The organism is Neorhodopirellula pilleata, assembly GCF_007859915.1.
GTDB classification, from domain to species: domain Bacteria; phylum Planctomycetota; class Planctomycetia; order Pirellulales; family Pirellulaceae; genus Rhodopirellula; species Rhodopirellula pilleata.
The window spans coordinates 54,343-66,657 of sequence record NZ_SJPM01000013.1 but is presented as its reverse complement, the minus strand read 5'-3'; the positions used below and the strand labels follow the sequence as shown (position 1 = coordinate 66,657).

The window sequence follows — 12,315 nt, the reverse complement described above, 5'->3', positions numbered from 1 at the left end:
GCGGTAATTCTCGATGACTCATCCCGATCGAATTATGATGGTAGCGTTCGCTCTCCTTTTTTAAGCAAACAAGCGATGAATTCACCCCTATTTCGACGGCAGTTTCTCCAGCGTTCGGTTGCAGCCGTGTTGGCCACTTCTCAATTGCCCCGTTCGGTTTGGTCGCAATCGAATGCACCGGTTGACGCAACCCAAACCGCCGATTCCCAGCCGCATCTTCCGTCGTACTCGGATACGAAAACGTTCGAGTGGAAATTCGGGATGTCGATCCGAACGCCGGTTGCCTTTACCAACGGCTTGGCGACGTTTCCCATTCCGATGGATTGGCCCGAACAGAGCGTTCAGATCATCACTCGCGATGTGGATTCCCTAGTCAGCCATTTGCAGGTGCGTGACCTTGATGGTGGGGCGCGGCAGGTCGTGCTCGCGATTCCTCGTGTGACTTCCAATCAATCGCTCGACGTGAACTTCACCATCCGAATTGATAAACGCGATATCGTTGCTCCTGCGGATCCAAGTTCGCTCGTGATTCCGCAACGCGTTTCGCGTGAGATGCGAGCCTACATGGGCAACAGTCCGATGATCGACGCGACTCATGGAAACATCCGAGCGTTGTCTCGAGAACTGGCCGATACGGCACCCCAGTTGGCATGGGACCGGGTGCGTCAGATCTACGATACCGTTCGAAAAAAAGTACGTTACGTCGAAGGGCCGATTCGCAACGCATCGGACGCGCTGAAAGAGGGCGAAGGTGATTGCGAAGACATGACGAGTTTGTTTGTCGCGTTGTGTCGAAACGCGGGTGTGCCGGCGAGGATGGTATGGATTCCCGGTCACTGTTACCCAGAGTTCTACTTAGAAGTGGATGGCGACGGCGACGAATCGGGTGCGTGGTATCCTTGCCAAGCGGCCGGAAGCGAATTGTTCGGTGAGATGCAAGAGGATCGGCCTGTCCTGCAAAAAGGCGATCGTTTTCGAGTCGTCGAAACAAAGAAGATCGAGCGATACGTCAGCGAGTTCTTTCGTTGCGATCGACGCGGCAACGGCTCCCCTGTCGTTCAGTTCTCAAGGCAGTTGGTCAGTCCAGCGGGTGCCGAGCAGAATCGACCGTAAACGATGATGGGTCGGCCTAGTGCTTAAAATGAGGGTTGGCTTAAAACGTGGCACGGTGGTCCCCACCGTGATTCTCGACGGAGGACCGTCGAGCCACGTTGCCGACACCCTAAAGCCAATTGTGGATGAAGCACTAGATACTGCCGTTGACCTTGTCGCCGCGAACTTGATCGTTTCGCTTGTTCACCCACACCAAGTAACGCTTCCAACCGTCACGGTCGAACCGGGTCATTTCTTCGAATCGGTTGTCCCATGTTTCAGGAATCCGTTCTAGCACGTCCTCGGCCTGAGCGAGCAACAGATCGGCTTCGCGGTCCCGTCCAAGTAGACGCGCCATTCGGGCCTGGCCCAGCAATGCTTCGAGGGCGGGCGGCTCGTTGATGTATCGCAATGACATATCACGATACGCGTCGGCGGCTTCGACGTAGCGCTGCATGGTTTTCAATGTGTCGGCTTGGCCGAGCAACGAATTTCGCAAGATAGACTGTTGCTTTTCACTGAGGTCGCCGTCGCGCTCCTCCGAATCAAGAAATCGAATCAAGGCGGTGAACTGATCCAGCGCGGCTTGCCGGTATCGATTGCTCTTCTGGCGGAAATCACGTTTGGCTGAATCGAGCAATGAATCCACTTGCATTTCAGCTTCTGGCAATCGGGCGGCCAGAAGTTGGCCTCGGGCGAAAAGGTAGCGATTCGTTTGAGCGCGGGGCGACGGCCAGTAACGTTCAACGGCTTCGTTGAGGCGGCGCAGTGCCTCGGTCAGCTTGGGTTCGATGACGCGCATCGAATCGATTCTTTCGGCTAGTTTCAATTCGTCGGTTTGCATGATTGCCATATCGCTTTCGGCGTAGAGCAGTTCACCGAGGGTATGCAACGAGTCTCTCCAAATCGGACTTTGAGGTGTTAACTTTCCGTCACTTAAATTTTCAAGGAGGAGCGTCTTGGCTTGCTCGTTGTCTTTCGTATCGGCGGCGGCTTGGGCGGCGAGCAGTCGTGCCTCGTATCGCATCGGATCGCGCTCGAATTCGACGATGCAGGTTTGCAACGACTTCATCGCGGCGACGGGTTGCCCCTCGGCCAAAAGGGCACGTCCATGCGCGACAAGCCCTTGAGGCTGGCGCATTCGATCTTCGTAGCGAAGATATTTTTCCAGCAATACGATACTCTTGGAAAAGTGCCGACCTCGTTGATATGCGTCGATCGCCGACCAGAGCGTTTTGACGTAGTTTTCGGTATTGAATTCTTCATTCGCGGCGATCGAGAACGCGTCCCCGGCTTCTCGATACTTGGACCTCGCGACCTCGAATGCTTCACGCGATGTTTCACCGCCGGGACCGCGTCCATCTTTCAAGGTCGCATCTCCCCAATCGCGGTACGCGATGGCTTTTTCGGTTGACGCCGCATCAACGCCGAATAAACTCGTCACCGCATCGGCGATCTCGACGGTTGATTGGTACTCCCCGGCACCTCTTAGACGCGCAAGCACGTTCTTGATACGACTTTGAAAGTCGGACTCGCGTTTGTTGGTGAAGTTCAAATGTCGACTTTGCGAGATCTCACGAACGAGATAGCGAGACGTTTGCAGAACGTCTTCACCGAGCGAATCTTCGGCCAACAGTTCCATTTCCGAGAGACCCCCTTCGAGACCTTCTTCACTGAACGGGCGTTGCTGTCGAACCTGGGTGAACTCAGCCAACGCGAGCGACGTTTCTCCCGCCAACAGTAACGCTTGCCCGGCAGTGATCCGAGATTGCGCTGCGAGTTTCGGCGCGGCTTCGCGTTGCATCACGGTGAGGTCTTTGATTAGGTCCAACAATTCGGTTCGCTGGGATGGACTTACCTGTAAGTGCGCTTTCGTCGGAACGCCGGCTGCAAGTACCTCGCCGAGCGTCGGTTCGATTCCCGACAAGACTTCCTCGACGACCCGATGGGCATGTGCGAGCAACAGGGAGTCTGCCGCGTTGAGTGCCCACCGATCTTGCACCTCGACGGCTGGTTGGATGCGCGTCTTGGCGTTCTCGATCACCCGTTCGGCTTGATCGAAACGCTTTAACTGTATCAACCACTGAATCTTCAATAGCTCGGACTCGGTTCGCTTTTGCCGGTCTAGTGATTCTTGAGCCAACACTTCGTCGATCGCTACGATGGCTTCGCTCAAGTCCTCTCGAGGGCGACGCGCGCTGGAGATCGCCAGAAGCGGCTTGAGCTCATCTCGCATCGTGAGGTCGCGCTGGATAGCCTCCTGCAAATATTGCGTTGCCTTTTCGTAATCGCCCAGTTCTTGATGGGCGATTCCGAGCATTCGATAACCGTCGGCGTCACGCCCCGGAGGAAACCCTAGCTTGTTGGCTTTCTCAAGATAGGGAACGGCTTCCTTGAGTCGCTCTCGGCGATCAGCCGGCAACTCCAATTCGATCGCTTCTTGAAACAGCCCGGCACCGACAAGAAATTTTTGTAGAGGCAGCCATCCGTCCGGTTTGTCGGCCGCTTCGGCCGGTTCGGCGACAGTGTCATCCCCACCCGGCCCCTCGTCGATGATCGCTTCAGGCTCCGCATCGGCGCCCTCGTCGGGGATCTCGGCTTCTCCGGTCGGCTGACCGTCGGTGTCCAAAGCGATCGGTTTGTCATCCGGCAAGACAACTTGAGCGGCCAGGTTTCCGGCAACTTTTACGTTCCCGGCGACGTACTGTGCCGCAGCGAGACGCAGCTTGTCCTCGTCCGTAATCTCGGAGCTTCCCGCCCATACGGCGAACAGATACGCAAAACCGATAAACGTCGCGACCGTGGTCGAGATTGCCGCGATCATCGCAAAGGACGGACCGCCTCGCGGGCGTTTTTCCGAATCGGATTGGACGTCAGGTCGATCAGGCACGCAGGTAACTTTCGGGCAGGACGGAACGGTGACCCGTACCGCCGATACCAAAAGACACTAGGTGATGACAAGAGATCTAGGCCAACCGATCGTATTGAAACGTACATCATTGGACTGCGACTTTGGTCTCAGGTCGGAGCCCTTTTTATAGGCCACATCTTTTTGACCCCCACGAGCTCGTCTCGTGGGTGAACAAGGTTCGCAAGCTAGACACCGACGCCCTCCCCGTCCACCGAGTTTCACTTGTGCTCGCCGCTTGAAGCGGCGAGCACAAGTGAAACTCGGTGGTTTGCGCTAATTGCGGCTTGTGTCTAGCTTGCCAACCTCGACTTCCTGCCAGACGAGCTGGCAGGGGAGCGATAAATGATGACTTGTGTAGGATAAAAAGGGCGGGAGCCTGGAAACGAGGTCAAAGTCACGTGGTTCGCAGTTCAAACGCCATCCTAGATGCTCGGTCCGGGCTGCCGGTTCTGGATGCTCAGTTCCGCTTCGCGGTCGTCACCGCCGTATTTCAACACCGCGTGAATGTCATACGGCTCCATCCGGGCTTCGCCACCGAGGTCTTCGAGGTGAATCAAGAACGAACATCCGACAATCTTGGCGTCGCACTTTTCGAGTAATCGCAAGCATGCCTCGATCGTCCCGCCCGTCGCGAGCAGATCGTCGACGATCAAGACCTTTTGTCCGGGACGGATTCCGTCAACGTGAATCTGTAACTCGTCGGTGCCATACTCCAACTCATAGGCAAACGAATGCAGATCGAATGGGAGTTTGCCCGGTTTGCGAATCGGGACGAATCCGGCACCAAGCTTCATCGCCAAAGGTGTGCCGAAGATAAACCCACGGGCCTCTGCCGCCGCGACGATCTCGACTCCTGCATCCAAGAACGGCGCTGCCATGGCCTCGATCGCGTGGTTCAACGCTTCCGCATCGGCAAGCAACGGTGTGATGTCGCGAAACAGGATCCCTGGCTTGGGATAGTCGGGGATTTCTCGAATGTATGAACGCAAGTCGGTCATCAAAGTTAGTCTCAGGCGAAATCGGAAAGGAAACGGAGTCGATCATCAAACGAAATCGGATGTCGGGCGAATGGATTCTACCATTGAGGTTTGGTTTTCTTAGCGAATGCATCGATCCCCTCGCCAGCCGATTCGGTCGTGCATGCGGTGGCACTGTCGGCCGCAGCGGCGGAAATTTGCGTCAATAGCAATTCACCCACACTTTCGTTGATGAGTCGCTTGGTGGCTTGAATCGCTTGAGGAGATCCTACCGAAGCCTCCTTGGCGACTTGGCATGCGGTCACCCAGATCTGATCGCTCGTGATCGGCGGTTGAACCAGCAAACCGACCGAAAACGCTTCGTCGGCCGAAATCGGATTGCCGGTCAAACTCATCCTCGCGGCCAACGATGTGTTGATGCGAAACGCGAGCAGCGCCGCCGTGATCCCGCCGACCAATCCATGTCGCACCGCGCCAGCGGCAAAGACCGCTTTGTCCGTCGCAACGATCATGTCACAGGCCAGCGCGATTGCAAATCCCGCGCCCAGCGCTGGACCATCGATCGCCGCGACGATCGGTTTGGGTAGCCTCAATAATTCTTCGCAAGTTTCGGCCAATTGCCGCCAATACTCAAACCACTGTTGACGTTGCTCTCGTTCGGGTAGCTCTCGAATCTCTTTCAGGACGCTCATGTCCACGCCGCTGCAAAAGCTCGAGCCGTGAGCGGTCAACACCACCGCTCGGACACGCTTTTCCTGATGGACGTCACTGATCGCTTGCCGCAAATCGCTCAATAGCCCGGGGCTCAACGCGCCGTGCTTTTCAGGCCGATCGATCAACAACGTCGCTACGCGATCATGAACTTTGACTTCGATGTGTTGCATAATGGACCGTTATACCATCAACAGCAGGACCCCGATCAAGATGCCAGCCACACAGATCGCCTTGGATTTCAAATTCACTTCGCCGATCATCCGACTGCCCAATAGTATTGTCACCATGACGCTGGTTCGGCGCAGCGAAGAGACGATCGACACGAGCGCGTCGGGGTCCGCCAACGCCGTGAAATACGCCATATCCGCGGCAAGTAATACAGGACTGATCAACAAGATCGAATAGCGAAAATGAAACGGTGCGGGCGTTTTCACGGTCGTGCCGATCGGTTGGGTTGATTTCCGCCCCGCCCTCTCGCGTCGCCGATCGTTCCACCACCAACCCGCCATGGGAATCATCACCGGAACCAAATAAAAACTAAACCAAGCCTGCACGGTCGCCGGTCCGAATCCGTATCGCTGCAATAGGATTTTATCGTAGATCGAGCTGATCGCGCCCAATATCGTCGCGCCGATCATCACGAATACCGCTCGATTGGTGGTGAAGCGAATTCCTTCTTTTTGACCGACAATGGACAGCCCCCAAAAGAAGACCAACACCACCACGATTCCTAACCACTGTCGGGGTGAGGGACGTTCGCCCAGCCAACCGACCGCCATCGCGAGCGTCCACAGAGGACTCGTTGAACGGATCGGCGCGGCGATCGAAAGCGGCAATTCTTTAAGCGCGTGAAAGGCCATCGTCCACGATGTACCGACCAAAACAGCTTTGCCCGCCAACATCAAGTGTTCGTTGCGATCAAGTGGATCGACAACCAACCACCGGGCGATGTACTCGACGCCGAACAAACGTTGCCAACCGAGCAACACAGCCCAAATGATCGCACCGATGCTGACGCTAATCAGCAACACCAGCGGCACCGCGTTGCCACGCACGGAGATTTTTTTAACGACATCATAAAGGCCCAAAAGTGACGCCGAAATGATTGTCAAGACCATCCAGTCCACTAGCGGGCCCCGATCGCATCGAGCGGTTGATTGACAACCGTTTTGGATTTCGTTTCCACGGGGGTTCGTTGTCGATTGGCCTCAAAGACGTTTTCCCACCAATCGGCCGCGTCGATTTGATGCCAACCACTCGACTCCGGCATGGCGTCCAACTCCTGAACCAATTCCGCGACCGACGCCGGGCGGTCCTTGGGATTGATCGACAAGCATTTCATGATGCATTTTTGTAATGGTTCAGGCAGTCGGCGTCCGAGTCGTTCGTCGGGCGGTATCGGTGGGCGTTCCAATTGCTTCAAACACAAATCGATCGCCGAATCGCCTTCATAGGTCGGTTTGCCAGTGATCAACGCGTAGGCGACCGCGCCGATCGAATACAGGTCACCCGATCGACTCGCCAGCGTCGCATCGCGGATCGTTTCGGGCGCCATATACAACGGAGTCCCCGTGATCGAATTGGACTGCGTCATCGTCAACGCGATCGTTTCGACCGCGTTGGTATCCTTGACCAAACCAAAATCGAGCACCTTGATGTGATCATACGAACTCGACTGGGCACACAACAAGATATTGCCCGGTTTGATATCACGATGGATCAAGCCCGCCTGATGAGCTTCGGCGATCGAACCACATATTTGCAACAGCAAATGAACCGTCCGTTCGGGCGTCTGAGGGCCGTAGAAGTCAATCAGTTGTTGCAGCGAGATCCCGTCAATGTATTCCATGACATAATAAAAAATGCCTCCCTCATCGCTCGGTTCCGGATCCGCTTTATCCGTCGCGTTGGGGTCCCGAATCGCTTTGGCGATTTGAGAAGCCGACGCATTGAGCGCCAGCCCCGATCGAGACAAATCTTCGACCTGTCCATAGTCATAGATTGCGATCGTGTTGGGATGTCTTAAATGGGACGTCAGTTGGACTTCTCGTCGGAATCGCGTGATCGCTTGCTTGGAAAGTTGTTCACCTTCGAGCACCTTGATTGCCACGTCACGGCGCAAGAACTGATGCCGACCTCGATACACCGATCCCATTCCACCGACTCCCAAGAGTTCGGTGAGTTCGTATTGTCCCAATCGACGCACGGCCGTTTCGCGGGCTTGCAATCGGTTGCGCAGTTGTCGCGTGCGAATCGCTAGAATCGCAACGCAGATTCCCAATCCCGCCAGCAAGACCGACATGCAGACGATTAAAAGATTCAATAACCGCACCGATGCAAACGCAACGTCCTTGTCAGCTTCCATCGCCATCCCGAGATGATACTCGGAAAGCCATTGCCAAACGCCGCAGACCGAGACGCCGCGATAGTCGGCATATCCGTCCATGTCCAATCCGGACGATCCGCGGATCGCTTTTTCTGCCATCTTGGTCAAGGGTCGAGCCGCCCACTCTTGGCCTGACAACTTGACCGCGTCCCTCATTTCAAAACCGGGATCACGCAGAACAATCGGCTGCCAATCTTGATCCCCCGCAAGGCTGTTGTTGGCGTGCGAATTCAATCGGGGGCGCGAAAGCAGTTGCCCGTTTCGATCGAACAGGCACGCCGCCTCGGCATCGGACACCGATAAGCGATCACTCAGGTCAAGTCGAGGGTCGATCACCCAGCCGATCGCCGCCTTGAATTGGAAGTCATCGACCCAGGGCGACAAGCAGACAATCATACCGTCACGATATTCCTTGACCTCACGCGGAAGGATCAAGCGAGAGTATTCCAGCTCGAGCTTTTGATGATCTTCGTCGTTCCATCCGCAGTGCTGATCGATCCGGCTGGCATCATCCGACGCAACGATCTTGCCCTCGTCGTCGACGACGAGCCACGCGACCACACCGGGCCGTTGCCCCGCCATCCGTCGCGCGAGATATCGCCTTGATTCGGTAGCGGGCGAGGCCGGAGCGCCGATCAAGTCCGCGATCGCTGTCATCACCATCGGTTCACGAACCAAACGCTCCGCTTCGTGTCGCAGTTCGCCGATGTAGGCGTCAAAGATCGCGACCTTACCTCGCAAAATCTCTTCGATCGCACGGCCGTAAAGCTGCCGCATCGACCGCTCGATGACGACCGAAACGATCGCCATCACCACAATCATCAGGACCAGGAACGCAATCCCCAACCACATCGTTCTCGAGTGCGGCGATCCCGGTTCGACACCGGTCCGCAAGCGATGAGAATCCGACATGAATCGGCTCTTGGGCATTAGGACTCTTCTTGAAGTTTAGCAAGCGACGCGAGATCTTCGAGCGTCGACGTGTCGCCGGCCAACTCCCGGCCGGCCGCGACGTCACGCAGTAAACGACGCATGATCTTTCCGCTGCGGGTTTTCGGCAAGGCCGCCGTGAACCGAATATCGTCAGGCTGGGCCAACGCACCGATCTGCTTGCGGACGTGGAGTTTGAGTTCCTTGAGCAGTTCGTCGTTGCATTCGCGTCCCGTTGTCGTCACGAATGCCGCGATCGCTTGACCCTTCAAATCGTCGGGTCGTCCGACCACCGCCGCTTCGCAAACATCCGGGTGCGAAACCAAAGCACTTTCCACTTCGATCGTGCTGAGCCGGTGACCGGACACATTGATGACGTCGTCGATTCGACCCATGATCCAGTAATACCCGTCGCGATCGCATCGCGCGTTGTCGCCGGTTAAATAGTTCCCCGGCACGTCGGTCCAGTATTGTTCGACGAACCGTTGCTCGTCACCCCAAATGCCTCGCAGCATACCGGGCCATGGCTGGGCAATGCACAGCTTGCCACCGTGTTCGGTATCAACGTCATTGCCTAACTCATCGACGATCATCGGAACGACCCCGGGCAACGGTTTGGTACATGAGCCCGGTTTGGTTGGCGTGATCCCCGGCAACGGACTCATCATGATCCCGCCGGTCTCGGTTTGCCACCACGTATCGACGATCGGACATCGCCCGCCACCGATCTTTTCGTGATACCACATCCAAGCTTCCGGGTTGATCCCTTCCCCGACGCTGCCGAGCAATCGTAAGCTCGACAGATCGTGCTTGTCGACGTGATGGTCGCCCCATTTGATAAACGCTCGCACCGCCGTCGGGGCGGTGTAAAGTATGGTCACTTTGTACTTTTCAACCAGCTCCCAAAAACGATCTTCGGCGGGATGATTGGGTGCCCCCTCGTACATCACACACGTTGCCCCGGCGGACAACGGTCCATACACAATGTAGCTGTGTCCGGTGATCCAACCGCAGTCCGCCGTACACCAATAGACGTCATCCTCGCGATGATCAAACACCCATTGAAAAGTGCGTTTGGCCCACAAGTTATAACCTGCCGTGGTATGCAAAATTCCTTTGGGTTTGCCCGTACTGCCGGACGTGTAAAGAATGAACAGCGGCGTTTCGCTGTCGAGCGGTTTAGCCGCCAGATCGCCCGGTTGTTTGTCGATCACATCGTGCCACCATACATCCCGTCCGGCGGTCATCGGTGTGTCGTCACCGCCGGTGCGGCGAAGTACCAAGCACGTTTGCACGGTCGGGGACTTCGCGAGCGCCTCATCGACGGTTGCTTTTAGCGGCAAAACGTTCCCACGACGGTTCAAACCATCCGACGTGATCACCATTTTGGCCGACGCGTCGTTGTTCCGATCGGCGATCGATTCGGCGCTGAACCCGGCAAAGATCACCGAATGAACCGCACCGATGCGTGCGCACGCCAACATCGCAATTGCCAGTTCCGGCGTCATCGGCATGTAAATGCTGACCACGTCGCCTTGTTGGATCCCGAGTTCCACGAGGCCCTCGGCACACTTGGCGACCTCGGTCTGAAGTTCTCGGTACGTTAGCGTACGCGTATCGCCGGGTTCACCTTCCCAAATGATCGCGAGTTTATCGCCTCGTCCGGCCTGAACGTGCGAATCGACGGCGTTGTAGCAAGCGTTCGTTTTGCCACCGACAAACCAATTCGCGTGCGGTGGTTCCCACCGGCAAACCTCGTCAAAGGGTTCGAACCAATGCAGGTGCTCGTTGGCCTGGTCCCGCCAAAACGCGTCCGGCGTGTCCCGCGCGGCCGCGTACAGTTCTTGGTACTGCTCGACCGTCGAAATCACGGCTTTTTGCGTGAATTCCGGTTTCGGATGAAATAGACGTCGCTCGTGAAGAACGTGATCGATGGAACCGGATTGCGTGGCTTCGGACATAGACTTCGAGTGAATCAGGGGACGGGGAATGAGTGCAGAGGGCGAAATGCGGATTTCGGCGGCCCCAGTCTAATGGATCGCACGCGGGATGTTTTGGGGGCGGGCGAAATTTTAAGAGACGGCATGTTTTTCCGTAATCGCCCGGATCGATTCGTGCAATTTCGTGTTGCTCGCCAAAACGCTCGAACTGGCGATCGGCAGGATGCCTCCTTTAGCATCGGTGATTTGGCCGCCCGCCTCGGTCACGAACAAAGCACCGGCGGCGAAGTCCCACGGCGACAGTTTGAACTCGAAAAACGCGTCGAGCATTCCGCAGCCGACCATGCACAAATCCAGCGACGCCGTTCCGAACCGCCGGATGCCGTGAATGTCATGCGAGAAACACTCGTCGATCGCCGCCAAGGTCGCTCGCATCATCGCACCCCGGTCGTAATAAAAACCGCAACCGATCATGGCCCGTTGCAACGAATCGGCGTCACTAACGCGGACCGGCCGTCCGTTTCGAAACGCGCCCCCGCCCCGAGTCGCCGTGAACAAGTCATCGTTGGCCGGATTGAGCACCGCCCCCGCCATCGCGACACCGTTCTCGTAGTAGCCGATTGAAACGGCAAAGTGTTCGATCCGATGAGCGAAATTATTGGTTCCATCGAGCGGATCGATGATCCACAAATGACTGGCCGTCGCATCGGCACCCTGTAAAGCTTCCTCGCCCAGCAGTTCATGCGTCGGATACGCCTGTCGTAAAAACGCCGCAATCGCCTGCTCGCTTTCTTCGTCCGCGTCGCTGACAAGGTCGTAAGACTTCCCGCCATGGACGGACTTGTCACGAATGGCAACGCCCGCATCAAAATAATGCCGCAAGACCGCACCGCCAGCGCGAGCCGCCCCGACGGCCGTCTCCAAAATCGAATCAATCTCAGGCATCACTGGGTACTTTATCATTCAGGTTAAACGTTCTAACACCGCGCCGAGTCTAAGACAAACAACAGAGAGAACTCTAGCCGTCGTCGCCATCGAGCTAGAAGCCCAGAAGGTGCCACCCACGAATAAGCACCTGCAAGAAGGTGCCACCCACTATTCATCATCGAGCTGGAAGGTGCCACCCACATTTCATTGCATAAAGCTAGATGGTGCCACCCACGAATAGGCGGTTGGAACGCAGCTGGAACGAGCTAGAAGGTGCCACCCACTTTTCATCGCGGTCTGTGCACGGGTTAGTATTGACTTTCTTTCGTGCTCACCATCGCGGTGCTCGTGCTCGTAATCGATTGAAAGACGATTGGAATCGAACCAAGCGTGGTCGAACGCTGGTTCGGCCATAGGTGCAATTCGGTTGGCATTGAA

Annotated in this window: 8 protein-coding genes; 1 reads left to right on the top strand and 7 read right to left on the bottom strand. The window is 56.4% G+C overall.

Features of this window, described 5'->3' with window-relative positions; genetic code table 11:
* Positions 1-75 precede the first annotated feature (75 nt).
* Complete coding sequence (locus Pla100_RS23580) at positions 76-1,113, top strand: transglutaminase-like domain-containing protein (RefSeq protein WP_146580811.1); 1,038 nt, start codon at positions 76-78, stop codon at positions 1,111-1,113.
* 133 nt (positions 1,114-1,246) lie between these two features.
* Here Pla100_RS23580 and Pla100_RS23575 read toward each other — a convergent pair whose 3' ends face one another.
* The 7 genes from Pla100_RS23575 to Pla100_RS23545 all read right to left on the bottom strand — a co-directional run bounded on the left by Pla100_RS23575 (position 1,247) and on the right by Pla100_RS23545 (position 11,913).
* Positions 1,247-3,982: a tetratricopeptide repeat protein gene (locus Pla100_RS23575; RefSeq protein ID WP_231603456.1), complete on the bottom strand. Its 2,736-nt coding sequence runs from the start codon at positions 3,980-3,982 to the stop codon at positions 1,247-1,249.
* Between the two features lie 443 nt (positions 3,983-4,425).
* Entirely contained in the window at positions 4,426-5,001 is a 576-nt protein-coding gene (locus tag Pla100_RS23570; RefSeq protein ID WP_146580809.1) for an adenine phosphoribosyltransferase, read from the bottom strand.
* A 77-nt stretch (positions 5,002-5,078) separates the two neighbouring features.
* On the bottom strand, positions 5,079-5,864 hold the full coding sequence (locus Pla100_RS23565; protein ID WP_146580807.1) for an enoyl-CoA hydratase/isomerase family protein: 786 nt from the start codon (positions 5,862-5,864) through the stop codon (positions 5,079-5,081).
* A 9-nt stretch (positions 5,865-5,873) separates the two neighbouring features.
* The gene (locus tag Pla100_RS23560) at positions 5,874-6,812 is read right to left on the bottom strand and encodes an EamA family transporter (protein WP_197168181.1); all 939 of its coding nucleotides are present in this window, start codon (positions 6,810-6,812) and stop codon (positions 5,874-5,876) included.
* An 8-nt stretch (positions 6,813-6,820) separates the two neighbouring features.
* Complete coding sequence (locus Pla100_RS23555; RefSeq protein WP_231603454.1) at positions 6,821-8,992, bottom strand: serine/threonine-protein kinase; 2,172 nt, start codon at positions 8,990-8,992, stop codon at positions 6,821-6,823.
* 17 nt (positions 8,993-9,009) lie between these two features.
* Positions 9,010-10,971 (bottom strand): acetate--CoA ligase, encoded by a 1,962-nt coding sequence (gene acs, locus Pla100_RS23550; RefSeq protein ID WP_146580802.1) that lies wholly within the window; start codon positions 10,969-10,971, stop codon positions 9,010-9,012.
* Between the two features lie 111 nt (positions 10,972-11,082).
* Positions 11,083-11,913, bottom strand: a complete 831-nt coding sequence (locus Pla100_RS23545; RefSeq protein WP_231603452.1) for an inositol monophosphatase family protein — start codon at positions 11,911-11,913, stop codon at positions 11,083-11,085.
* Positions 11,914-12,315 lie beyond the last annotated feature (402 nt).